20 protein-coding genes and 2 tRNA genes are annotated in these 23,024 nt (G+C 64.5%); 14 read left to right on the top strand and 8 right to left on the bottom strand.

The features are described 5' to 3' along the window. The first annotated feature begins 129 nt into the window (after positions 1–129). The 4 genes from HSR122_RS13795 (at position 130) to purB (ending at position 6,020) form a co-directional block, all read left to right on the top strand. Positions 130–1,107, top strand: a complete 978-nt coding sequence (locus HSR122_RS13795; RefSeq protein ID WP_394355576.1) for an AAA family ATPase — start codon at positions 130–132, stop codon at positions 1,105–1,107. Between the two features lie 152 nt (positions 1,108–1,259). Continuing rightward, positions 1,260–2,456, top strand: a complete 1,197-nt coding sequence (locus HSR122_RS13790) for an MFS transporter (protein ID WP_229110379.1) — start codon at positions 1,260–1,262, stop codon at positions 2,454–2,456. A gap of 312 nt (positions 2,457–2,768) precedes the next feature. After that, on the top strand, positions 2,769–4,529 hold the full coding sequence (locus HSR122_RS13785) for a bifunctional N(6)-L-threonylcarbamoyladenine synthase/serine/threonine protein kinase (RefSeq protein ID WP_229110378.1): 1,761 nt from the start codon (positions 2,769–2,771) through the stop codon (positions 4,527–4,529). 105 nt (positions 4,530–4,634) lie between these two features. Further along, a complete protein-coding gene (gene purB / locus HSR122_RS13780; RefSeq protein WP_229110377.1) occupies positions 4,635–6,020 on the top strand; it encodes an adenylosuccinate lyase in 1,386 nt (461 codons plus the stop codon). Between the two features lie 38 nt (positions 6,021–6,058). On the opposite strand, the gene HSR122_RS13775 is transcribed toward purB, so the two are convergent. Then, on the bottom strand, positions 6,059–7,213 hold the full coding sequence (locus HSR122_RS13775; protein WP_229110376.1) for a Fic family protein: 1,155 nt from the start codon (positions 7,211–7,213) through the stop codon (positions 6,059–6,061). Between the two features lie 300 nt (positions 7,214–7,513). On the opposite strand from HSR122_RS13775, the gene HSR122_RS13770 reads away from it, so the two are divergent. Continuing rightward, positions 7,514–7,933, top strand: coding sequence for an Hsp20/alpha crystallin family protein (locus HSR122_RS13770; protein ID WP_229110375.1), 420 nt, complete (start codon positions 7,514–7,516; stop codon positions 7,931–7,933). 6 nt (positions 7,934–7,939) lie between these two features. On the opposite strand, the gene HSR122_RS13765 is transcribed toward HSR122_RS13770, so the two are convergent. Both HSR122_RS13765 and HSR122_RS13760 read right to left on the bottom strand, forming a co-directional pair. Next, positions 7,940–8,539 carry an NUDIX hydrolase gene (locus HSR122_RS13765; protein ID WP_229110374.1) on the bottom strand — a complete coding sequence of 200 codons (600 nt, stop codon included), beginning with the start codon at positions 8,537–8,539 and terminating at the stop codon, positions 7,940–7,942. A gap of 42 nt (positions 8,540–8,581) precedes the next feature. After that, positions 8,582–9,040, bottom strand: a complete 459-nt coding sequence (locus HSR122_RS13760; RefSeq protein ID WP_229110373.1) for a DUF7109 family protein — start codon at positions 9,038–9,040, stop codon at positions 8,582–8,584. A 51-nt stretch (positions 9,041–9,091) separates the two neighbouring features. Between HSR122_RS13760 and HSR122_RS13755 the strand changes: the two genes are divergently transcribed. The 4 genes from HSR122_RS13755 to HSR122_RS13740 all read left to right on the top strand — a co-directional run bounded on the left by HSR122_RS13755 (position 9,092) and on the right by HSR122_RS13740 (position 11,805). Further along, on the top strand, positions 9,092–9,640 hold the full coding sequence (locus tag HSR122_RS13755; RefSeq protein WP_229110372.1) for a DUF192 domain-containing protein: 549 nt from the start codon (positions 9,092–9,094) through the stop codon (positions 9,638–9,640). 43 nt (positions 9,641–9,683) lie between these two features. After that, positions 9,684–10,295 (top strand): PspA-associated protein PspAB, encoded by a 612-nt coding sequence (gene pspAB, locus HSR122_RS13750; protein WP_229110371.1) that lies wholly within the window; start codon positions 9,684–9,686, stop codon positions 10,293–10,295. 131 nt (positions 10,296–10,426) lie between these two features. Next, positions 10,427–11,476 (top strand): DNA repair and recombination protein RadA, encoded by a 1,050-nt coding sequence (gene radA, locus HSR122_RS13745; protein ID WP_229110370.1) that lies wholly within the window; start codon positions 10,427–10,429, stop codon positions 11,474–11,476. Positions 11,477–11,723: 247 nt separating this feature from the next. Continuing rightward, positions 11,724–11,805, top strand: a tRNA-Ser gene (locus tag HSR122_RS13740). A gap of 41 nt (positions 11,806–11,846) precedes the next feature. Here HSR122_RS13740 and HSR122_RS15080 read toward each other — a convergent pair. Next, positions 11,847–12,107 (bottom strand): DUF5789 family protein, encoded by a 261-nt coding sequence (locus HSR122_RS15080; protein WP_394355575.1) that lies wholly within the window; start codon positions 12,105–12,107, stop codon positions 11,847–11,849. Between the two features lie 149 nt (positions 12,108–12,256). On the opposite strand from HSR122_RS15080, the gene HSR122_RS13730 reads away from it, so the two are divergent. From HSR122_RS13730 to HSR122_RS13710, 5 genes are all read left to right on the top strand, one after another. Next, complete coding sequence (locus HSR122_RS13730; protein WP_229110368.1) at positions 12,257–13,456, top strand: inorganic phosphate transporter; 1,200 nt, start codon at positions 12,257–12,259, stop codon at positions 13,454–13,456. An 84-nt stretch (positions 13,457–13,540) separates the two neighbouring features. After that, on the top strand, positions 13,541–13,930 hold the full coding sequence (gene fer / locus HSR122_RS13725) for a ferredoxin Fer (protein WP_229110367.1): 390 nt from the start codon (positions 13,541–13,543) through the stop codon (positions 13,928–13,930). Positions 13,931–14,076: 146 nt separating this feature from the next. After that, positions 14,077–14,277, top strand: a complete 201-nt coding sequence (locus tag HSR122_RS13720) for a cold-shock protein (RefSeq protein ID WP_229110366.1) — start codon at positions 14,077–14,079, stop codon at positions 14,275–14,277. 148 nt (positions 14,278–14,425) lie between these two features. Beyond that, positions 14,426–15,475 (top strand): LEA type 2 family protein, encoded by a 1,050-nt coding sequence (locus tag HSR122_RS13715; protein ID WP_229110365.1) that lies wholly within the window; start codon positions 14,426–14,428, stop codon positions 15,473–15,475. Positions 15,476–15,572: 97 nt separating this feature from the next. Then, positions 15,573–15,648: transfer RNA gene (locus HSR122_RS13710), tRNA-Cys, on the top strand. A 101-nt stretch (positions 15,649–15,749) separates the two neighbouring features. On the opposite strand, the gene HSR122_RS13705 is transcribed toward HSR122_RS13710, so the two are convergent. From HSR122_RS13705 to HSR122_RS13690, 4 genes are all read right to left on the bottom strand, one after another. Next, complete coding sequence (locus HSR122_RS13705) at positions 15,750–16,013, bottom strand: hypothetical protein (protein ID WP_229110364.1); 264 nt, start codon at positions 16,011–16,013, stop codon at positions 15,750–15,752. A 150-nt stretch (positions 16,014–16,163) separates the two neighbouring features. After that, a complete protein-coding gene (locus tag HSR122_RS13700; RefSeq protein ID WP_229110363.1) occupies positions 16,164–18,689 on the bottom strand; it encodes an efflux RND transporter permease subunit in 2,526 nt (841 codons plus the stop codon). A 3-nt stretch (positions 18,690–18,692) separates the two neighbouring features. After that, entirely contained in the window at positions 18,693–20,309 is a 1,617-nt protein-coding gene (locus HSR122_RS13695) for a COG1361 S-layer family protein (protein ID WP_229110362.1), read from the bottom strand. Positions 20,310–20,577: 268 nt separating this feature from the next. After that, entirely contained in the window at positions 20,578–23,022 is a 2,445-nt protein-coding gene (locus HSR122_RS13690) for an efflux RND transporter permease subunit (protein WP_229110361.1), read from the bottom strand. Positions 23,023–23,024: the final 2 nt, after the last annotated feature.

Genomic DNA, 23,024 nt, shown 5'->3' with positions numbered 1-23,024 from the left:
GTGCCGGAACATATATCTGTCCGCTCCGAAAACCACCGCACGACAGTGACAGAAAACACCGACTCGGGCGTCGACGTCACTCGATCGGACGACCAGCGCGTCGGGGACGTCGTCGAGCGGTTGCGCGAGCTGCGGGCCGACGAGCAGCAGCGCTCGGAGTCGCCGTCCGAGGGGGTGTTGCTCGATCAGCTCGAGGAAGTCCGCGAGCGCCTGCTGTCGTTCGGGCGGGAACTGGGTGGCGACCCGGAGGAAGTGACGGATCTACCCTTTACCGAGGAGGCCGGGCTGTCGCGGATGCCTGAACCGCTGTACGTCCGCCACGACACTGAAATGCTCAACCAGGTTACCGCATGGCTGCTGGGCGACCAGCACATCGGGCTCGTCAGCCCCTACGGGACGGGCAAGACCGCCTTCCGGGAGATCGTCCGCCGGGACCTGGGCAAACACGACGAGTACGTCCTGGCGACGCTCGACAACCCCCGGGAGATCACGCCCCGGAAGCTGTACGCGGCGCTGCTGGACGCAGCCGCCGGGGACGGCTACGGGATCGATCCCGACGAGTACGAACAGGTGCGAGAAGGTGTCCCCTGGATCACTGAGGAGGCCAAAGACGCCGTCCGAGCGGTCGTCACGGAGATCAGGGCCGACGGGAAGACCCTGCTGTTGCTGGTCGACGAGATCGAGGTGCTACCCGAGGAATTACTCTCGACGCTGCAGGTCGCCGGCGACATGGGAGTGCGACTGTTCCTGATGGGCACGCCGGAGGGCAAGCGCCGGGTCGCCGAGTTGCGGGGAACGCTCGATTCGCGGCTTCGCTACTACGAGGGGATCGATCCGTTCGAGCCGTCCGACATCGCCGAGTACATCGGGCGATCGCTCGCGTACTTCCGGGGCGAGGAGTACGACGGGTCGTTTCCGGACCTGTTCACCCGCGAGGCGATCCGGGACATCCACGAGGTGACCGAGGGCAACCCCCGCGAGGTTCGCATCGAGTGTCGGGAGCTGTTCATCCGCGCGGCGTTCGTCTGGTATCGGACTGGACAGAGCGTCGACCGGATCCAAATCACGCCCGAACTCCGGGAGCGCCGGTTCGGCATGGAGTACTGATAGTGACCGTTGTACCGATTTACCGGCGCGACCGCACGGCTTCGTCAGGTGGATCCAGAACAGACGTACAACGGTCACTATGACAGCGCCGCCCCGCCGGAGACGACCGAACCGAAACGCCGTTTGGACGCTGGGTCCGAACCGACCACACGATGAGTGGTGACCGACACCGCGGGACGCTCGCGGTGATCCTCGCTTCCGCGACGCTGACAGTGATGGCGGGGGCGATCATCGGGCCGGTCGTCCGCCAGATCCAGCTCGGCGTGGGCGTCTCGGAGTCGCTGGCCGGTCTGATCATCACGACGCACGGCGCGCTGATCGTCGTCGTCAGCCCGATCGCAGGAACGATCGTCGATCGCGTCGGGCCGCGTCGCCCCTACGTGTTCGGGCTGTTTCTGTACGGGATCGGCGGCGGAGCCGGCGTGTTCGTCGACTCGTTCGTCCCCTTGCTCCTCTCGCGGGTCGTCCTCGGGGTCGGCGTGGCCTTCGTCTACACTGGTATCACGGTGTTGCTCTATACGCTCTACGAGGGCCAGCGGATGGATCGGGCGCTGGGACTGCGCAGTAGCGCTAACAGCGCCGGCGCGGCCGTGTGGCCGCTGGTCGGGGGCGCGCTGGGGACCCTCTCCTGGCAGGCACCCTTCGCCGTCTACCTCGTCGCGATCCCGCTGGGGCTGGCCGCGATCGCGGCGATCCCCGAGACCGGCCACGGCGGGCGACCGGACGACGACCGGAGCCGTCTGGAGCGCCTGCAAGCCTTCTTCGGCGTGTTCCGGAGGGTTCCGTCGATCCCGGCGGTGTATCTCCTGTACTTCGGCGCGAACCTCCTGCTGTACGCGATCGTCGTGTTCTACCCGCAACTGCTGGCTGAACTCGGCGTCACCTCCACCGGACTCGTCGGGCTCTATCTGGCGGTCAACGGCGCGGCCGGCGGCGTCTCGGCGGTGCTGTACGACCGACTGTTGGGAGCTCTCGACCGGCATGCCCTCGTGCTCGGTGCGTTCGCGCTGTGGATCGGCGGTCTCGGCGCAGCGGTCGTCGTCTCGACGCGGCTGACCGCGTTCGTCCCGGTCGTCATGTTCGGCCTCGGACTCGGGCTGGTGTTCCCGTCGTCGTTCGCGTGGATCGAGTCGCTCGCGCCGCCGGACCGGCAGGGCAGTCTCAGTTCGTATCTCGCCTCGGCGGGGTATCTCGGGCAGTTCGCCGCGCCGGTCGTGTTCGGTGCCGTGCTCGGGGTGGCAGAGATCCGAGGCGTGTTCGCCGCTGCGACGCTAGCGGCGCTCGCGGCGTTCGCGGCGCTCGGACTCGCACTGGCCCGTCGCGGGCGATCCGCCGCTGGCGCGGCGTGATACGGTCGGTTGTGACGATTTACCGGTACGATCGCATAACGGGTGCGATCGATCCGGAACAGACTTATACTGGTGGCTATAGGTTCGTAAAGATATCTGGCACAGCGGCGTGCCAGATCAGTTCGAAATGGTATCGCCACCAGTATTACAACCGACTGTATGATACGGTCGGTTGTAACGATTTACCGGTGCGATCGCATAACGGATGCGATCGATCCGGAACAGACTTACAACCGACCGTATGAGAGCGGTCGCCGCCGGTACGACCGAATATCGAAGTCGTCTTTTCGGTCCCCCTCCGAGCAGTATCCAATGGCCCGCAGTCGACCGCTTCGGATCCTCGGGATCGAAGGCACGGCCTGGGCAGCCTCGGCTGCGGTCTTCGAGACGACCGATCCGACCCGTCGGACCGACGACGAGCGCGTCGAGATCTACACCGACGCCTACGAACCCGACAGCGGCGGGATCCATCCCCGCGAGGCCGCCGAGCACATGCACGAGTCGATCCCCGAGGTGGTCGCTCAGGCGCGGGAGACCGCCCGCGAGTGGGCCGACGAGCGCGGCGGGGACGACGCCATTGACGCCGTCGCCTTCTCGCGTGGCCCGGGACTTGGGCCCTGCCTGCGGATCGTCGCCACCGCAGCTCGCGCGACGGCTCAGCGCTTCGACGTTCCACTCGTGGGCGTCAACCACATGGTCGCCCATCTGGAGATCGGCCGCCACCGCTCGGAGTTTGCCTCGCCGGTGTGTCTGAACGCTTCCGGCGCGAACGCCCACGTCCTGGGCTATCGCAACGGCCGCTATCGCGTGCTCGGCGAGACGATGGACACCGGCGTCGGCAACGCCATCGACAAGTTCACCCGCCACCTCGGATGGTCCCATCCCGGCGGTCCGAAGGTCGAAGCGCGCGCGAAAGACGGCGAGTTCCTCGACCTGCCGTACGTCGTCAAGGGGATGGACTTCTCGTTTTCGGGGATCATGAGCGCAGCCAAACAGGCCGTCGACAGCGGCGAAGCGGTCGAGGACGTCTGTTTCGGCCTGCAGGAGCACGTGTTTGCGATGCTGACGGAGGTGAGCGAGCGAGCGCTGTCGCTGACCGGCAGCGGCCAGCTCGTCCTCGGCGGCGGGGTCGCCCAGAACGAGCGACTCCGGGAGATGCTGGCGTCGATGTGCGAACAGCGCGGGGCCGAGTTCTACGCCCCAGAACCCCGATTTCTCCGGGATAACGCCGGGATGATCGCCGTGCTCGGCGCGAAGATGTACGAGGCCGGCGACACGATCGCGATCGAAGACTCCCGAATCGATTCGAACTTCCGGCCCGATCAGGTACCGGTCACCTGGCGCGAGGAGGAAGATTGGACCGCAGATGGGGATAGTGTTCGGCTCGGCACTAGCAGCCGAGACGATAGTGTTCGGCTCGGCAGCGACAGCCGAGACGATAGTGTTCGGCTCGGCAACGACAGCCGAAATAAGAGCGCCCACGTAGACGCCCTGCAGGGGGCGGAAGCGACCGTCACGATCGAGGACGGGACCGTCACCAAGCGGCGGAACCCGCGGGCCTATCGCCACGAGCGCCTCGACTCGCGCCTGCGCCGCGAGCGCACCCGTCTCGAGGCCAGGCTCACCAGTCAGGCCCGCCGCGTGGGCGTCCCGACACCGATCCTCGAGGACGTCGACCCCGAGCGGGGGCTGCTCGTCTTCGAGCGCGTCGGCGACGCCGACCTGCGGGACGACCCGGCCGAGCGCCACGTGCGGGCCGTCGCCCGGCACCTCGCGACGATTCACGACGCCGGGTTCGTCCACGGCGATCCAACCACGCGCAACGTCCGGATCGAACGCGCGGCGAGCGACGACCGTCGCTATCTCATCGACTTCGGCCTGGGGTATTTCACCGACGATCCCGAGGACTACGCGATGGACCTGCACGTCTTCGACCAGTCGCTGACCGGGACCGCCGACAACAGCGAGTCGCTGATCGCGGCCGCCCGCGGGGCCTACCGGACGGCCAGTTCGGCACCTGAGCCCGTCCTCGACAGTCTCCGGGAGATCGAGGGGCGCGGCCGGTATCAGTGACCGAGAGCCGGATGTGCCGAGACGGCTGTGCTGGCCCCGCGGTCGGAACGGACGCGGGTATCGCGTTTCGGCACGCTTTTGCGGATCTGCCGCGGAGCCACAGCCATGACAGACCGGTCCGCACTCCAGGCCGTCTCGCCGCTGGACGGTCGCTACGCCCGATACACCGAGCCGCTGGTGCCGTACGCCAGCGAGCAGGCGCTGATCGGCGCTCGCGTCGAGGTCGAGGTCGAGTACCTCCTCGCGCTCGCCGACCTCGAGGCCACGCCGCTCGAACTCACCGACGACCAGCGCGCGCACCTGCAGGCGCTGTACGAGGAGTTCGACGAGAGCGACGCGGAGATCGTCAAGCGACTGGAGACGACGGGCTACGGGGACTACCCGGCGACCAACCACGACGTCAAGGCCGTCGAGTACTTCGTCCGCGAGGGCCTGCCCGAGGGGCTGGCGATCGACAACTGGATCCACTTCGGGCTGACCAGCGAGGACGTCAACAACCTCGCGTACCGGCTCCTGCTCGGCCCGGCCATCGAGGACGTGCTCCTCCCGGAGCTGCGCGCCGTCCGCGACGCGCTGGCCGAACTCGCCCGGGCAAACCGGGCGGTCCCGATGCTCGCGCGGACTCACGGCCAGCCCGCGACGCCGACGACCTTCGGCAAGGAGATGGCCGTCTACGCCTCGCGGCTGGGGCGCGCGATCGGCCGGATCGAGCGTGCGACCGACGACCTCTCGGGCAAGCTCGCCGGGGCCTCCGGGACCTACGCCGCCCACCACGCCGCCTATCCCGAGGTCGACTGGCCCGCCTTCGCCGAGTCGTTCGTGGCCTCGCTGGGGCTGGAACACGAACCGCTCACGACGCAGGTCAACCCCGGCGACGACCTCCAGGCGCTGTTCGACGCGCTTCGAGGGGCGAACAACGTCCTGCTGGACCTCGATCGGGACATGTGGCTGTATATCTCCGACCGGTATCTCGGCCAGCAGACCCGCGAGGGCGAGACCGGCTCCTCGACGATGCCGCACAAGGTCAACCCGATCGACTTCGAGAACAGCGAAGGCAACCTCTCGAAGGCCAACTCCGATCTAACCTTCCTGGGCGATTACGTCACTCACTCCCGGCTCCAGCGCGACCTGTCGGATTCGACGGTCAAGCGCAACGTCGGCGCGGCGCTGGCACACTGTCTGATCGGCTACGACAAACTCCAGACCGGACTGGGGAAGGTCACGCCGAACGAGGACGTCATGGCCGAGGACCTGCGGGCCAACCCGGAGGTGATCGGCGAGGCCGTCCAGACGATCCTCCGGCGGGAGGGCTACGACGACGCCTACGAGCGGGTGAAAGACCTCACGCGCGGCCGGCGCGTCTCGCTCGCGGACTTCCGGGAGCGATTCGAGGACATGGACGTCCCGGAAGCCGTACGCGAGGAACTGAAAGCGCTGACGCCCGCCGAATACACCGGGCTCGCTGACGAACTGGCCGCCGACCGACGGTGACACACGGGAAGTGTGAATAGCCTTACCTAATCTGCCGCTCACGACTCGTTCCCGAACGACCGCGTCAGAATGTCGAAGATGTCCACCGCTTTAAATTCCTGATAACGTTTCTTGCCAGTTGTCTCCTGAAGCACACCGTCTTGCTCTAGCTCCGTAATCGCGTTCCGGGCCGTCTGATGAGACACGTCAAGCAGTTCCTCCACGTCGTTGGTCGTCACATAGGGATACTGGAAGAGGCGCATTGCGAGGCGGTCGGTTGCGGTCTTCTCGTGGCCGTACCGCGCGTCGTACTCCTGGCGCAATCCGCGAAGTTCGTCGGTCCTCGCCACCGCGTCGGCGGCCTGCTGGCGGATGCCGTCAACGAAAAAGTGAAGCCACTGCTCCCAGGCACCGTCTTCGCTCACCGCCCGCAGTAGTTTGACGTACTCGATTTTGTGCTCGTTGAAGTACGCGCTGGGATAGAGGTAGGGATCGCTCAGGTACCCCTGCTGGACAAGTTGCAGCGTGATTAGCAGTCGACCGATCCGACCGTTCCCGTCGCCGTAAGGGTGGATCGTCTCGAACTGGTAGTGGACGATTCCGAGGTCAACGAGATCGTGGTAGGGGCCGCCCTGCTTGATGTAGGTTACGAGGTTGTCCATGAGCCCGGGAACATGGCTAGGGGCGGGCGGGATGAACGGTGCGCGATGGGGCTCGGGTGGCGGAATGTGTACCGGCTGTGACCGGAATCTGCCGGTTTCATCTCCCTCGTCGCGGACGCCCGCCATGATCGTTTCGTGGAGGCCATGGATCAACTCGATAGATATCCCGCCGGTTTCGGTGACGCGGTTCGCCCCTTCTTTGACTGCTTTCTCGTAGTTCAACCCCTCGCGGAGGTCTCTGGTCGTTTCACCGCGATCGATGTCCGAGGGTCGAAACAGGTCTTCGAGTTCGAGGTCCGCACCTTCGATGAGTACCGACTCGACGGCCTCACGCCGCACTAGAGAGGTGTAAACGATGGGGCTCGCGTCCGTCTCTTCGCTGATTCCCTCCAGTCGACCGAGCTGGTAGATCGCGTCCTGGAGCGTTTCGTGAAACTTCGGGCCGAGTTCGATCTCACGCGACGGCGGCAGCTCTTCCGGAAGGTAGTACGACTGCTGTCCGAACGGGACGTATTTGCCGGGTGCCCGCTCGGGTAGCTCCTCGGTGGGCATTGTAGTTACTCACCCGAAACCACCCCTGGCTCAAAATATCTTCGCTAGATTGGAGTTAAACGTTCATATCAGCACAGGGTTTATTAATTCTCGATTGCTGTCCCGGGCGCTGACTCAAATCCGGTTCCACTCCAGGGAAGTCGGCTTGCTTGCATGACGTATACAGTCATACTGACCGAGGTCGGCTTCACGGGCGAAGTCCGCAGATCGCTACGCGACTCTCGAACTGCCGGGCCCCGAACAGTCCTGTCGTTCTGCCGAGGACATAACCCCTAAGACGCTACCGTCCCAAGGAGACGTATGACCTCGATTCGAGACGTGGGGAAGACGATCAGCAACGCCGTGCTCGAGAACGTCGGCCGGGCGATGGGACAGGCACAGGAACGGACGCCGCTCCCGGTGGATCTGCTTGAGAGCGACGACGCGTATCTGGCCGTGTTCGACGCGCCGGGTGCGACCAGCAGCGACGTGCAGGTCCGACTGAGCGGTCGGACGATCGACGTGCGGGTCGACCGGTTCCGGGAGGTCTACGAGCACTTCGAGATGGTGCTGCCCGGTCGCGGGCTGTCGCTGGACGGGACCGTGACGCTCCCGGACGACGCGGCGATCGAGGCCGAGGGCGCGACCGCGACGCTGCACGACAACGGGACGCTTCGGGTCGAGGTGCCGAAAGCCGACGAAGCGGAGTCCCCGGACAGCGACACAGAAGACGAAGCGTGAACCGAATCACGTCGTGAGATCGGTCTCGTGGCTTGCCGCACAGTCGGGTTCGGCGGGGGCACGCCAGTCAGTCGCGAGTTCAAGAAACTGCACGAGGATGTCGGCCGTCGCCCCCCAGACGGTGTAGCCGTCGACGGTGAAGTAGTGCAGCTGGATCTCCCCGTACTGTGGGTGATCGCGACACTCGCTCTCGTGGTTGTCGGAGTCGAGGATGCCCGAGAGTGGCAGGACCGTGATCTCGGCCACCTCGCCGTCGTTTGGCGTGTACGACCGGTCGGGGATCGTCCCGACGTAGGGTCGGACGACGTACGCCGAGACGGTTTCGAGGTCGTCCAGACGGCCGTGCAGTCGTGCTTCGATCGGCCGGAGCCCGATCTCCTCTCTGGCCTCCCGGAGCGCGGTCTCGACCCTGTCGTCGTCTTCGGGTTCGCGGCGGCCGCCGGGAAAGCTCATCTGTCCGGGATGATTCTCGAGGTGGTCGGCGCGTTTGGTGAACAGCAAGTGCGGGCCCGTTGGCCGATCGACGATCGGGAGCAACACCGACGCCTCTCGGGCGTCCCCGTCGAGGTCGGCAGGATCGTACTCGCGGATCGGCCCCAGGTCCATACCGGTACTCGGACGCGAGCACTAATAATTCGTCCGGCAAGGTCACTCCCCGAGCGCGTCGTCTAGTCGGCGTCGCGCCTGCGCGAGTTCGACCGGTGCCCAGACCTCGAGTTCGTAACTGACGTCGAGCAGGTGTTCGATGCGCTCGCGGTCGCCGGCCTCGACGGCCGCCGCGGCGTCAGCTCGAAACCGCCGCTGAGCGGCCTCGGCCAGCCGGTCGCGATCGATCGTCCGTGACTCGACATCGAGGATGTGCGGGAGGTCGGTCGCGCCCTCGGGCAATTCGGGGAACGCGATCGGTCCCGGTACCAGCAACTCGTCGTCCAGGACCAGCAGGTGGTAGTCGGCGACAGCCGCGTCGATGGCGTCGTCGAAACCCGCAGGCTCGCGGTCCGCGCCGCGCTTGTAGGCGAGTTCGACGCAGGCCCGCTGGAGCGCCGACCGGTCAAGCGCGCCGAACAGGTCGACGATCCCGGCGAGTTCGTCCGGCGTGAACTCCATGCGTGATAGAGCGACCGCCGCTGTCTTGACGGTGGCGGTCGAACCCGACCCATGGACCGCCGGACGTATCTTCGAGGGGTCGGGGCCGGCGTCGCGGTGCTGGCAGGCTGTGCCAGTCGTGAGTCCGAACGGACGGACGCGGAATCGACGGCGAACCGATCGACGAGCGCCGGCACGTCCGGTCCGGCGACCGCCTCGAGCGTTCACCGAGGCTACGAGACCACGACGGTTCGTGCGCTGACACCGGACCGGGAGTCGCTCGGGGAGGTGACGGCAGCGATCGCGGACACCCCGGAGCTTCGATATCGGGGTCTCAGCGGGACGGAAACGCTGCCGGTCGACCGCGGCATGCTGTTCGTTTTCGACGGCGTCGCGGATCGCTCGTTCGTCATGCGGCGGATGGATTTCGGGATCGACATCGTCTACGCCGACAGCGAGAAGACGATCACAGCGATCCGTCACGCGCCTGTGCCGGCCCCCGACGAAGACGGGAACGACCAGCGGTATCCGGGTCGCGGACAGTACGTCCTCGAAGTCGCCTACGGGTGGACGGCAGACCGGGGCGTCGAAGCCGGGGACAGGCTTGCGTTCGAACTGTAGGTCACCCGTCGAATGTATATAGCACACGGCCGAACCGACAGCCATGGGACTGTTCGACGGGCTCAAGCAGGCGCTCGGGCTCAAGGCCGAGGCCGACGCGACCCGGGACGCCGATCCCGACGACCTCTGGGGGATGAGTACCGCGTACGTGACAATGGAGGCCGATCTGGACTACGCGCCGACCGGCGACGCCGCGCTGTGTTTCGCCGCCGTCGACAGCACGGACTTCACCGACGCGCTGGAGAACGTCGAGGCGATTCTGCGGGCCGGCGAGGCCGAGACGGGCACGACCGCCGAGTTCGTCGAGGACGGCCACGGCTACCACTGGGTCGTCCTCGAAGACGATACCTTCGAGGACCTGGTGACGAGCATCCACTTCGCCGCCGACGAACTCATCGAACAGGGGTACGGCTCGCGGCTGCTCGCGGCGCTGTTCGCCTTCGAGCACCCCACCGAGGACCGCTCTGTCTACTGGGTGTACTCGTTCCGCCGGGGGGCATACTATCCGTTCGCGCCGCTGCCCGGCAAGCGCGAGCGCGATTCGAGCGCCGAGTTCAAACTCCAGAGCGTGCTCGACGGCGAACTCGACCTCGAAGCCGACGAAGCCTACTGGTATCCGCTCTGGCCCGAAGACGACGGACACCCCTGGGAGTGACGGTCTCGTCCCGTCGCCTTCTCACCTAAACCCGGCGATTCGAGCACGAACCGTGGGACTTACGTCATGCGCTTTCACTTTCAGTCTGCTGTTAACGAGGGTTTATGACCCATCCGATACAAGCGAGGGGTATGGCAGCGACCGAAGACCTCGAAGACCTGCCGGGCGTCGGCCCGGCGACAGCCGAAAAGTTGCGCGAGAACGGATACGAGTCCTACCAGGGGATCGCAGTCGCTTCGCCGGGCGAGTTGTCGAACACGGCCGACGTCGGCGAATCGTCGGCGGCGGACATCATTCAGGCCGCCCGCGAGGCCGCCGACATCGGCGGGTTCGAGAGCGGTGCGACGGTCCTCGAGCGGCGCGAGCAGATCGGCAAGCTCTCCTGGGGCGTCGAGGAGGTCGACGAGTTGCTTGGCGGCGGCGTCGAGACCCAGTCGATCACCGAAGTCTACGGCGAGTTCGGGGCCGGCAAGTCCCAGGTGACCCACCAGCTGGCTGTAACCGTCCAGTTGCCGGCCGAACACGGCGGACTGGAGGGCAGCGCGATCTTCATCGACAGCGAGGACACGTTCCGACCCGAGCGGATCGAGCAGATGGTCAACGGGCTCGATGACGAGACCATCGAGGCGACGATGGTCCTGCACGGGATCGTCGAGGAGGCGGACGACGCTGACGCCGGTGACGAAGCGCTCGTTGAGGAACTCGTCGAGTCGATGCTCGACAAGATCCACGTCGCGAAGGCGTTCAACTCCAACCACCAGATCCTGCTGGCCGAGAAGGCCCAGGAGATCGCCAGCGAGTCCCAGGACGACGAGTTCCCGGTCCGGCTGCTCGCGGTCGACTCACTGACAGCCCACTTCCGCGCGGAGTACGTCGGTCGTGGCGAACTCGCCGAGCGCCAGCAGAAACTCAACAAGCACCTGCACGACCTGATGCGGGTCGGCGACCTCAACAACACCGCCGTCGTCGTCACCAATCAGGTCGCTTCCAATCCCGATTCGTTCTTCGGCGATCCGACCCAGCCGATCGGTGGCAACATCCTCGGCCACACCTCGACGTTCCGGATGTACCTCCGGAAGTCGAAGAACAACAAGCGGATCGTCAAGCTGGTCGACGCGCCGAACCTGCCGGACGGCGAGGCGGTCATGCGCGTCGAGGAAGGCGGCCTGATGGCCGAGTAGCGCCGGTATCACTGGTTTCCGTCCCGACCCTCGTTTCGTGTCGAGCGCGCTCCGGCGCCGCGTTCGTATCTAGCCCCGGAGTGAAAGTGAACGGAACGGGCCGTAATCGCAATACGTAGGTTGGTTTCGATCCGAAGACAGGGGGTTGGGAACGACTCGCGTGTGGCGGAGCGGCGGCCCGCGAGTATCCAATCAGTCGCCGGATAACGAAAGCCCTTAATCGACGGGAGACTCACGATTCGAACGAGCCAGGATGGCCGAACGGTAAGGCGCACGCCTGGAAAGCGTGTTCCCTTTCGGGATTCTGGGTTCAAATCCCAGTCCTGGCGTACTTTTGCCGCGAGCAGCGAATCCAAGCTCGACTAGATTGTTATCCTTCACCTTCGGATTGGAACGGTTCCCCGACTGCCTCGCGTGGCAGGACGTTGTGGAGTTCGGTTTCGAGGTCACGGGGGGTGTCGAACGTCTCGCTGGTCGTCTGTGAGATCAATTCGCCGAGGTTCCTCTCTCCGTCGGCCAGTTGCAAGGTGACTTCGGCGAACTCGTCCGCTGCGACAGTCCGATCAACCGGGTATGTGAGTTCGCTGAGGACCGACTGGCTTTCACTGAGCGTTACTTTATCCGTTACGATTAATCATTATGTACGGCGCGGTATTAACTGCCCTGTCTGTGAATCTGATACGTCAGGTCGGTCCGCTCGCAGTCGCGCATTGTGTCGATTAGCACTTCTCAGATCGATGCGTCACAGTTTAGCCGCCGGTTGCCCTGTCATCGCATACGATGGACGGGGTACTGTTCGCAGTCGGCATCCTCGTCGCCGCCTTCGTCGGCTTCAACATCGGCGGGTCCTCGACGGGCGTAGCGTTCGGGCCGGCGGTCGGGGCGGGGACGATCTCGAAACTCGGCGCGGCGGCGCTCATGACGGTGTTCGCGCTGGCCGGCGGGCTGACCGTTGGCCGAGAGGTCGTCGACACCCTTGGATCGGACATCGTCACGACCGAGTTCACGATGGTCGTGAGCATTGTCGTGTTGTTTTTCGTCGGCTTTGCGCTCTTTCTGTCGAACGTCGCGGGCGTACCCGCCTCGACGTCGATGACGGCCGTCGGCGCGATCGCCGGGCTCGGACTGGCCGAACACACCCTCAAGTGGAGCACGATGGGGCAGATCGTGGCCTGGTGGCTGGTCGCGCCGGTCGTCGCCTTCTGGGTCAGCGGCGTCATCGGGCGGTATCTCTATCCGACGCTCGTAGAGCGGTTCGCGATTGACCAGTCCGGAGGATCGCTGTTCGTCCTCGATCGCACCGGGGCGCTTCCGCGACCGCGGCTGGGCGAGGAGACGACGTCCCGGGAGGTGTTCGGGACGGTCGTCGTCGTTGGGATCGGCTGTTATATGGCCTTCGCCGCGGGGGCCTCGAACGTCGCGAACGCGGTCGCGCCGCTGGTCGGCAGCGGATCGCTCGGCGAGACGGAGGGGATCCTGCTCGCGGGCGGCGCGATCGGGCTCGGCGCGTTCACGATCGCCCGCCGGACGATGGACACGGTCGGCAACGACCTGACCGACCTGCCGCTGCTCGCGGCGATCGTCGTCGCCGTCGTCAGTTCGACCGTCGTGACCGGGCTCTCGGCGATCGGGATCCCGGCGAGTTTCGTCGTCATCGCCACGATGAGCATCGTCGGTCTGGGATGGGGTCGGGCGACGCGGACGGTCACACTCGGCGAGACGGTATACGGGGAGACGCCCGACGTCTCGGTCGGTGCGCTCACCGCCGCCGACGACGCGCCGACCGTCGGCGGGGAGACCGGCACACCCACCGACGTCGAGACCCGCCCGATCGGCGAAGAACGGAGCGAGGAGATCCCGGCGGCGGACGAACTGTTCGAACCGAAGACGACCGCGAGAGTCGTACTCATGCAGAATCTCGTCCCGTCGATCGCGACGATCGCCGCCTTCCTCGTGTTCCGGTTCGTCCCGATCGTCTGACCGTGTCCCGAACACGCAGGCGTGTTATCGTGCACCACATCAAACAGCAAAGTCTAACCGTGAGGCCTCAGTATACTTCGGGTGATGCCCACAGTAGAGTACCTCAACTACGAAGTAGTCGACGACCAGGACTGGGACATTTACGACGACGACCTCTTCGAGAAGGCCGAAGATGCCGACCTCGACGAGGCCGATCACGGTGAACTCGAGGTTGCCGAGGGTGAGTACATCCTCGAGGCCGCCGAAGCACAAGGGTTCGACTGGCCGTTCTCGTGCCGGGCGGGCGCCTGTGCGAACTGTGCGTCGATCGTCCGCGAGGGCGAAGTCGAGATGGACATGCAACAGATCCTCAGCGACGAAGAGGTCGAAGACAAGGGCGTCCGCCTGACCTGCGTCGGCACGCCCGGCAGCGACGAGGTGCAGATCGTATACAACGCCAAGCACCTCGACTACCTGCAGAACCGCGTCATCTAGACGCTACGCGCACTGACCCGTTCTCCGGGGTCACAGCGGTTCGACCCCGTTTGCCGTCCACGGCCAGCCGCTCGTTCGTCGATCGAGGAGACATCCCGGCGAACCTCGCAACGTTTATCAGTCTTCGTGGCGTCTGTCTACCTGCAATGGCGAAAGGTACGGTTGATTTCTTCAACGACACGGGCGGATACGGCTTTATCGAGACTGAGGACGCGGACGAGGACGTTTTCTTCCACATGGAAGACGTTGGCGGCCCGGACCTTGAGGAAGGCACAGAACTGGAATTCGACATCGAACAGGCCCCCAAAGGCCCGCGCGCGACCAACGTCAAGCGCCTCGACGAGTAGGCTCTGACTGCGGACGCGAGCACACAATTTTCGTTTCTTTCAGGCGGTGAGCGGTTAGGCTGTCGTATCGGATCGGCGACCCCGACGCGACCGTCGACAGCGTTTCCGCGGCCACCAGACGTATATTGACTTACAGATACATTCGGATATGGTACTCTCGCTGGCGAAGCGACTCCTCAAGCTCGTCGGCGTGCTGTTCGTTCTCGGCGTCGTGCTGGTCGCGCTCGGTTTCGCGACCGGTATTCTCGGAGTCCCGAGCGTGACGGTCGACGATCCGGGCGAGTGGGGGACGACGACCGAGGAGACGACCGACATAGAGACGACGATCCGCGTCGAGAACCCGAACCCGCTCGGCATCAGCCTCTCCGAGAGGTTCGACGCGCGGTACTGGGTCGACCTCAACGGTGTGCGACTCGTCGACGGCCAGCGCGACTCGGTATCGGTCCCGAGCGGATCGAGCACGATCACGCTCACATCGACGCTCGACAACGACAGGATCGTGCCGTGGTGGGTCGCGTACGTCCGCGCGGACGAGACGATCGAACTGCGCGCCACCGGGAACGCGACGGTCGAGGCGTTCGGACAGCAACACGTCTCGTTCCCGGAGCACGAGCGCACGCTGCTTGAGGACCGCCAGCCCGTGATCGAGGCGTTCTCGGCCGCCGTCTCGACGATGGAAGGCGAATACACGGCCGGGAGTGGACCGGCGACCGCCGGCTATGAAATCCGCGACGCCGGCGCGGAGTGGGCGACAGTGACCGAGGACCGCTCGAACATGACGCTGACGATGCATGTCCACAACTCCGGATCGGTTCCAGTTGCGCTGGTCCCGGACGGGTTCCGACTCGACGCCACGGCCAATGACGTGCCGCTGTTCACCGCAAGCGGGGACGCGCTCTCGACGGACAGCGTCGACAGGGACGCAGTGCTCGCGCCCGGCGAAACCAGGACTGTCGAGTACACGGTGACGATGACCAACGAGAACGTCGACGACTGGTTCCTGAGCCACATCGCCAACGGCGAGTCCTCGCGGCTGGTGATCGACCCTCGGCTGGAGTTCGCCGTTCCGGAAACCGGCACTTCGATCACGATCCCCGAAGACGGCGTCGGCTATCAGTGTCAGTTCCGGACGGCGATCCTCGAAGACCAGGAGAGCGGCTCGAACTGCGGGTCCGGCGGTTCGGTCTCGGCCGGCTGACTCTCCGGGTACAACGTGCTCGTGTCCGATATCCCCAAGTGATTCGTACGATCGAAAGCGCTAGCCTTAAGCAGTATAGCCGGTTAGTCTAACCTGCGCCAAGGTGGCAGAGTCCGGCCGAACGCGTCCGCCTGCAGAGCGGATCATCGCCGGTTCAAATCCGGCCCTTGGCTTGTTTTGCGAGCGACAGTGCGTCGCGAGCAAACGGCAAAGCCCAAGATGACTTTGTCTTGGCGATGCTATGTCTGCTTTCTGAGTCGAACCTCTTGAGACTTCACTTCGAATCGGCGTCAGACTCGTCGGTCACTTCGAGACTCTCCGCTGCTACGCCATTTATTTTCTGTTGATGGGATGTCGAAGTCTGTATGCTTTGGGCCGCTTCGATCTGGTCGTTGACGATTGCGTTCTGCTGTGGTCCCCATGTTTCGGGGGGTTCGGACTCGATGTATTCGACCCAGCGCCTGATGCCTTCGATACGGTGGTCACGGTTGCGTTCGTGCTTCGCATCGAGGCGTTCACGCGCGTTTGAGTCGCTCATATTCGGCTTCGATATCGGGTCGCGTTACCTTGACCGGCGCCAGCGCGACGCCGAGACCGGCTCGGGCTGTTCGCTCGTAGTGTCACCGCCATCGTGCTGTCGTGGTCCCGGTTGCTTCGCGTCGATTGCTCGCCGTTTTCGGGACAGTACTCACCGCATCGCGCGTATTGTCGCGACTCGTTCGACGATCGGTTCGCCGAACCGATCCCACACGACGATAGTCGAAGGAAGGATCAGTATCGACGCGACGTAGGCGTAGAAGATACTCATCGCGAGTAGGATCCCGAATTCGGCGATCAGGGGGATCAACGCCAGTGCGAGCACGCCTAATCCGAACACAGTCGTGAGCATACTGCCCGTGAGTGCGCTTCCCGTGCCGCGGACGGTCACGTCGAGTGCGTCGTGGACGTCCTTGCCGGATTCGAACTCGTCGACGAATCGGTGCATGAAATGGACCGTGTAGTCGACGCTCAGCCCGATCGAGACGGAGAGGATCGGCGCGTTGAACGCCGAGATCGAGATCCCGAGATATCGCATCGAACCTGCGATCGCCGCGACCGTGACGACGACAGGGATGAGGTTGATCACGCCGTATATCGCACGCCCGTTGAGCCACTGATAGGCGACCATCAGCACGATCGCCGTCAGCAGCAACGCGAGTACAAGCCCGACGAGTGCTGATTCAGTGAGCCGGTCGGTCAACGCGCTGAAGACGACGAGCTCGCCGGTCGGTGTCGCGTCCATCTCCATCTCTTCGGCGATCGCCGCCGCAGCGCGCGTTGCCCCGGTCTCGTCCGCGTCTTTGTCGACTTGATAGACGATCCGCGTCGCGTCCCGCTCGCTCGTGACGTATTCCCGGGCGGTTTCGCTCTCGAGCAGCTCGTCATACACCTTGTCGATATCGCGCTCTGGGAGTCCGTCGCCGTTCGAATCCGCCCGCGCGAGTTTGGCTGCGAACGCGGGATCGCTGTTGGCCTGTTGATTGGTGATCGAGACGATACTGGTCGCGTCCGCCCGACCTCGCTCTTGTTTGATCGCGTCCGGCGGATCGTCCAGAGTGCGATCTACGTCCCGGAACCCGCGAGCCGAGCGCACGTCCGGATCGTCTACGTACACGGTCACCGAGCCGACAAATCCCTGGTCAAAGTCCTCCTCCAGGTGATCGAGCACCGCGATAAAGGTGTATTCGCCGGGCGAAAACGGCTCCGGCAGCTGTTCGTACTGTTCGATGCGATCCTCGTTCGGGAAAAACGACTCCTGTGAGAACTCGGCCTCGACGCCAGTTCCGTACGCCGCCGCGCCGGCACCGACAAGCAGTGCGCTCACGAGAACGACGACAGGGGCGATACGGGCCATCTTTACCCCGACCGTGAGGGCCTGGCTGAGGAGCGATCCCTCGCTTCCCAGAGGTGCGCCCCCGAGTGATGGAAGGCCGAACCGTTCCCGGAGGCGGTCCAGTCCGACTTTGCTGGCGGGAAGGAATACCCCGAAGATCAACATCGTAAAGATGATTCCGACGGCCGAGACGAGCCCGAAGTCTCGCAGTTGCCCGATCGAACTCGTCAGGTTCGATGCGAACCCGATTGCGGTCGTCAGAGTGGTCAGGAGGAACGCGCCGGTCAGTTGGTCGATCGACGCAGTCATCGAGTTCGTGATGTCCGTCCCTTTCGCTCGCTCCTCGCGGTAGCGGTTGATGCTGTGGATGCCGAAGTCGATCCCGACGGCCAGCAGGAGTGCGATCACGACGATAAACGACTCCGAAAACGGGATCCCAGCGTAACCCATGAATCCAAACGTCCAGACCATGGTCATCATCAGCGAGACCAGCCCAAGCACGAGGTCAACCGGATCGCGATAGGCCAACAGCAGGAGGATGAGGATCAAGAGGGCCGCGGCCGGGAAAACCACGATCGAGGTATCCAGCAGCAACTGTTGGCTCTCGCTGTCGATGATCGCGTTGCCGAAGACGTCGACGTTCTCGCCTGATTCGTAGCCATCGATCTCGTTGACTAACTCGACGGTATCGGTCTGCAGCGCCAGTTCGTCGTCGGTGTCCGCGGCCGGGGCGGTGTCGTAGGTCATCGCGACCTGGGCGACCTTGGCCGAGACGGACTCGCGTGTGAAATCCGTACTCACCGGCAGCCCACGGCTTCGATCGGCCGCTGCGATGGCTCTTTCTAGCTCTCGCTGTGTCGCCCCTTCGATGGTATAGCGGTACTCGTCGGGCGTCTCGGCGCTCGGATCGAGTTGCTGTGCGACCAGTGACGCCGGGCTCGTCGTCGACCGGATCCGGAGTCCGTCTTCGTTCTCGGCCCGGTCCTGAAACTCGACCATCCGCAAGAGGCCTTGCCTCGATAGGACGTTCCGATCATCACTGACGAACAGGGTTGCCGTGGAGCCGCCCTCCGACCGTCCATCGAGTCGGAAGTCCGCCTCCATATCGTCGAGCGCTTGCTGTTCGGGCAAGTTCTCGGTGAACTGGTCGGTCCCCGACTCCTGCCCGCCGCCGTTGGTCATCCCGCCAGCCAGCACGACCGTGACGAGGAGGAACGCGAGCACCACTCGGCCGGAGTACTGGGTAATCGCCGTCGAGATGCGGTCGGTGGGAAGCCGACGCCCGCGTTCCGGTCCGTCGCCGTCCGATTCGCTGGCGACAGGCTGTGTGGATTCTCGCATTCGTTATCGATACCGGGACCAGATCGCTGCGCCGACGACAATCACGGCCAGGGCCGCGGCTCCGAGAACCCAGGTGGGAACGCCACCACTGTCGTCTTCGGACGCTTCGATGTCGATCGGATACTGGTACGTGTCGGACAGGACCGTGTCACCGCGTTCGGTGTCGTACTCGAAGTCGAGTTCTATCGGGTGGGTCTCGACGGGCGCGCCGCGCTCAGCCGAGACAGCAAACTGGAGCTGTGCCGACTCGCCCGGTTCGAGTTCGGAGACGAACGCCTCGTCGTCCGTGGCATCGAACGGCGAGTCGTCGTAGAGCTTCGCGTCGATGTTTGACAGTGTCTCGGGGCGTTCGTTCGTTATCTCTAGGACGATCTCGCGCGACTCACCCTGGCGGATCGACTCCCTGTCGCCGCCGATCGAGAACTCGTCGCTCACGTCGTTGACGGTGATCCGTTCGGAGAGTGGCCCGTCTTGCAGTGTCGTGTCGCCGCTCCCCGTGTACTCGACGGTGAACCGGACTTGCCGATCGCCCGGGTCGGCGTTGCCGGTGACGTCAGTCGGGTAGCTGAAGTTCGCCGTCGTTCCGGGTCTCATCTCGGGGAGTGCATAGCGGGTATCTTCGACGACCATCGAGTCGCTCATCGGCTCCACGATTAACACGGCATCGTCGACAGTCCGGGGACCGTCGTTGCGGACCGTGCCAGAGACGATCCCGTCGTATCCGACCGCGAGCGTCCCTTCCAGGTTCGATATCGAGAACGACTGCGATTCGCCGAGCGAGAATCGCGCTCGATCTGACGTTCCCTGTCGCTCGATTCCGTTCCCGTCCGTGTACGTGAACGCGGCCTCGATGGACGTGGTTGCCGCGCCGCTCGACTCAGCGACCGCTGCCTCTACGGTCGTCGTTGCCGCTTCACCCGGCTCGAGGTCGCCGAGGTAGTTCTCGCTCGCCCCACCGTCGATTGTCACGCCACCGGCCCCGGTAAAGGAGACCCGCGTTTCGTTCGCCGGTTCCGTGCCCACGTTCTCGATCTCGACCGACGCGGTATCGGTCGTTCCCGGCGCGATATCGGTCTCTACGGCTCCGAGTTCGAACTGCGGCTCGTCGGGCACGACGACTTCGATCTCATGGGTATCGCTCTCGGAGAGTCGCTGTTGTCTCCCGTCGCTGGTCACCCGGTTCGTATACTCGTATTCGATTTCGACCTCGACGTCGTAGGTGCCGGGTTCGATATCATTAGGGACCTCGAGTTCCAGCGGGACGGTCCGTGACACACCGTCCTGAATCCGGCCGAGGCCGGTCTTCCCCGCTGCCGATTCGAAGGGGCCCGCGTCCTCGACCTCGATCGTGACGCCCCGAGCGGTGAGGACGGTCTCGGCCTGACTGCCGAAGTCGAGATCCCCGTTGTTCTGTATCGTGACCTCCAGTGGCGAGTCGCTTCCGGGTGTCACTTCGTCCTCTGTGGCCCAGACGTCCAGTTCGGGTTCACCACGCGTTATGCCCCCGTCCCGTTCTATTTCCTGCGCGAATACGCCCGTCGCACTGACGAGGGCAACGGTCGCGGCGAGCACGACGAGGAGCGTCACTGCGACCGTGTTTCGGGGACCAATCCGGCCCATCAGCTGGTGCCTCCCTGTCGTGCGGTACTCGCGGTGACCGCCTGCCCCGACTCCTCCGTCTCGGTAGCACGCTTCTCGTTCATGCACCGAATGTTGGCCCACGTATTGGTATACTTTTTGCACAGTTGACCGGTCAGCAACGTGTCGGTTAACCAGCCGGTTCGCCCCGACGCTAATCCCGAACCACCCGATCGGCTGCTTCGACGACGTGAACTCGCGGAGATGCAGGGGACTTCCGAACGAAGTGGCCCGTGAGCGGGCAACGCTGTCACTTCGGATAGCCGTCCCACTGGGCGTACGCCTGGACGGTCGGGGGCAGGACGATTATCGACGTCGCGAAGGAGTAAAACACGCTGATCGCCATCAGGAACCCAAAGTCGCCGAGGACTGGCGAGATGGCGAACGCGAGCGCTCCCGTCCCGAGCGAAGTCGTGGCCATACTCCCCGTCAGCGCACCGCCGGTCCCGGTCAGCGTCGTGAGAAGCGCTTCCTGGGTCCCGGTTCCGTCGCCGACCTCGTCGACGTAGCGGTGGATGACGTGGACGGAGTAGGCGATACCGACGCCCAGCGCGATAGAGAGGATCGTCGCCGTGACCGCGTTCAACGCCATGCCCAGGGCACGCATCGTGGCCAGGAGGCCGACGACGGCGACGATAATCGGGAAGGTGTTGATGACACCAAGCATCGGCCGTCCCTCGAGCAGCCAGTACACGACGATCAGGAACACGCCCGAGAGCCCGATCGCGAGAGCGAGACTCTGGATCGACGACTCGAAGACGATGTCGGAGACGGCCCCGAAGACGATCGTGTTGCCGGTCGCGGTCGCCTCATACTGGAAATCGTCCGCGAACGTTCGCCCGGCCGCTTCGATCTCGCCCTGCGACGCTTCGGCATCGACCGAGTAACTGACTTTCGCCCCTCGTCGGTCCTCGGTCAGGTACTCCGACGCCCGATCGCCGTACGGTGATCGATCGAGTTCGTCGTAGATCTGTACCAGGTTCCGATCGGGGATGCCGTCGTCGTCGAGGTCGTTTCTGGCGACGAGTGCGGCGAATTCCGGGTTCTCCTCAGCATACGACTGGATCACCGTCACGATGCTCTCGCTCTCTGCCCGGCCGTGCTCTCCGACGGCGAACGGTTCCGGCGGGTCGTCGTTTGGCGCGACGAGCGAGTCGAGAGCGTGTGCTTGCTCGAAGGGGCCCTCGACGTACAGTATGACCTCCTCGCCAGTCGCCGTCTCGAAATTGTCCTCGACAAAATTGTACGTGGCCGTCATCGTGTACTCGCTGGGTGCGAGATCGCCGGGCAGGTTCTCAACGACATCGGGTTGCTCCTCCGGCGGGAGGAAGTCCTCGGTCTCGAAGGTGTTGTCGACGCCGGCACCGTACACGGCAGTGCCGGCGGTCACCAACAGTACGGCCACGACCACGGCTGCGGGCGCCCGGTTCGTGATCCGGGCCGGGACCGCAAGCACCCGCCCGAGTACCGAGTCGCCGCTCGAAACCGGCGTGTTGTCGAACTCGGGGACGTTGTATCGGTCGCGAAACCGGTCGGACTCGATCTTGGCCGCCGGGAGGAAGATCCCGAAAATGAAGAACGTAAACAGGATGCCGATCCCCGCGACGAAGCCCATGCGGCGGATGGGCTCCAGATCGGACGATATGTTCGCGGCAAAGCCGAACAACGTCGTGATCGCGACGATGACAAACGCGACGAGTAGCTGGGAGAGCGCGACCCGCATCGAGGGGATCTTCTCGCGGCCGATCACCGTCTCTTCGCGGTAGCGATTGATGATGTGAATCCCGAAGTCGACCCCGACGGCCAACAGCAACACCGGGACGGTAATCATCGTCATATCGAACGGGATGCCCGCGAAGCCGACGAACCCGAACGTCCAGACGATCGTCATCGCCAGGGCGATGAGCCCGAGGAGCATGTCGATCGGATCACGGTAGGCGACGGCCAGAAAGCCCAGGATGAGCACGACGACCAGCGGCATCACGATCGCGAGCGAGTCGTTGATCACGTTGTTCATCTCGGACTGGACGATCCCGTCACCCAGGACGTAGACTGTCGCGTCCCCGTCCCCGGCCAGCGACTGAATCGTCGTCTGGATCTCTTCCGTGTGGTCGCCTTGGTCGGGCGGCGAGTGTGTCACGACGGTGATCGCGGCGGATGCAGTGCCCTCGCGGGCGTTGAAGTCGTCACTCAGCGATCGCGAGAACCCCGGCCGTTCGGCGAGGGCCGATACAGTCTTCCGGAACTCGGTCTCGCTCGCCCGTCTGATGGCTCGCTGCTGTTGTTCGGGCGTCGTCGCCGTCGGGTCGAGTGCCTGTGCGACTGCCGGTGCCGGCCCCGCTGTGGATGCTACGTACAGCTCTTCGCGCTGGTCGATTCGCTCGAGAAGCCGCAGCATCTCGAGCATACTGGACTGCGAGAGGACGTTTTCGCTCTCGTGAATCAGCTGGGTGGATGGCGTATCGGCTTCAAACGGGCCCTGGAACTCTTCGTTGATACTGTCGAGGGCCTCCTGTTCGGGGATTCCCTCGGTGAACGATTCGGTCTGATCGCTGCTTCCCATCGATACCTGACCCATACCGCCGGCGAAGACGGCCGTTATCAGGAGGAACCCGACGATAACGACCCGTGGTCGCTCGGTCACGAAACCCGTGACTCGTTCGACCCACGCGTCGATACGACCCCTCGCGCTCATCC

This window comes from Halapricum desulfuricans, from assembly GCF_017094525.1.
Lineage (GTDB): Archaea > Halobacteriota > Halobacteria > Halobacteriales > Haloarculaceae > Halapricum > Halapricum desulfuricans.
The sequence above is the reverse complement of the archived record's forward strand: the minus strand, read 5'-3'. Positions and strand labels throughout refer to the sequence as shown.

Bases quoted from the DNA above. Each gene is read 5' to 3' on its own strand.
- HSR122_RS13790 (WP_229110379.1), top strand. From the start codon at position 1,260: ATGAGTGGTGACCGACACCGCGGGACGCTCGCGGTGATCCTCGCTTCC.
- HSR122_RS13785 (WP_229110378.1), top strand. From the start codon at position 2,769: ATGGCCCGCAGTCGACCGCTTCGGATCCTCGGGATCGAAGGCACGGCC.
- purB (WP_229110377.1), top strand. From the start codon at position 4,635: ATGACAGACCGGTCCGCACTCCAGGCCGTCTCGCCGCTGGACGGTCGC.
- HSR122_RS13775 (WP_229110376.1), bottom strand. From the start codon at position 7,213: ATGCCCACCGAGGAGCTACCCGAGCGGGCACCCGGCAAATACGTCCCG.
- HSR122_RS13770 (WP_229110375.1), top strand. From the start codon at position 7,514: ATGACCTCGATTCGAGACGTGGGGAAGACGATCAGCAACGCCGTGCTC.
- HSR122_RS13765 (WP_229110374.1), bottom strand. From the start codon at position 8,539: ATGGACCTGGGGCCGATCCGCGAGTACGATCCTGCCGACCTCGACGGG.
- HSR122_RS13760 (WP_229110373.1), bottom strand. From the start codon at position 9,040: ATGGAGTTCACGCCGGACGAACTCGCCGGGATCGTCGACCTGTTCGGC.
- HSR122_RS13755 (WP_229110372.1), top strand. From the start codon at position 9,092: ATGGACCGCCGGACGTATCTTCGAGGGGTCGGGGCCGGCGTCGCGGTG.
- pspAB (WP_229110371.1), top strand. From the start codon at position 9,684: ATGGGACTGTTCGACGGGCTCAAGCAGGCGCTCGGGCTCAAGGCCGAG.
- radA (WP_229110370.1), top strand. From the start codon at position 10,427: ATGGCAGCGACCGAAGACCTCGAAGACCTGCCGGGCGTCGGCCCGGCG.
- HSR122_RS13730 (WP_229110368.1), top strand. From the start codon at position 12,257: ATGGACGGGGTACTGTTCGCAGTCGGCATCCTCGTCGCCGCCTTCGTC.
- fer (WP_229110367.1), top strand. From the start codon at position 13,541: ATGCCCACAGTAGAGTACCTCAACTACGAAGTAGTCGACGACCAGGAC.
- HSR122_RS13720 (WP_229110366.1), top strand. From the start codon at position 14,077: ATGGCGAAAGGTACGGTTGATTTCTTCAACGACACGGGCGGATACGGC.
- HSR122_RS13715 (WP_229110365.1), top strand. From the start codon at position 14,426: ATGGTACTCTCGCTGGCGAAGCGACTCCTCAAGCTCGTCGGCGTGCTG.
- HSR122_RS13705 (WP_229110364.1), bottom strand. From the start codon at position 16,013: ATGAGCGACTCAAACGCGCGTGAACGCCTCGATGCGAAGCACGAACGC.
- HSR122_RS13700 (WP_229110363.1), bottom strand. From the start codon at position 18,689: ATGCGAGAATCCACACAGCCTGTCGCCAGCGAATCGGACGGCGACGGA.
- HSR122_RS13695 (WP_229110362.1), bottom strand. From the start codon at position 20,309: ATGGGCCGGATTGGTCCCCGAAACACGGTCGCAGTGACGCTCCTCGTC.
- HSR122_RS13690 (WP_229110361.1), bottom strand. From the start codon at position 23,022: ATGAGCGCGAGGGGTCGTATCGACGCGTGGGTCGAACGAGTCACGGGT.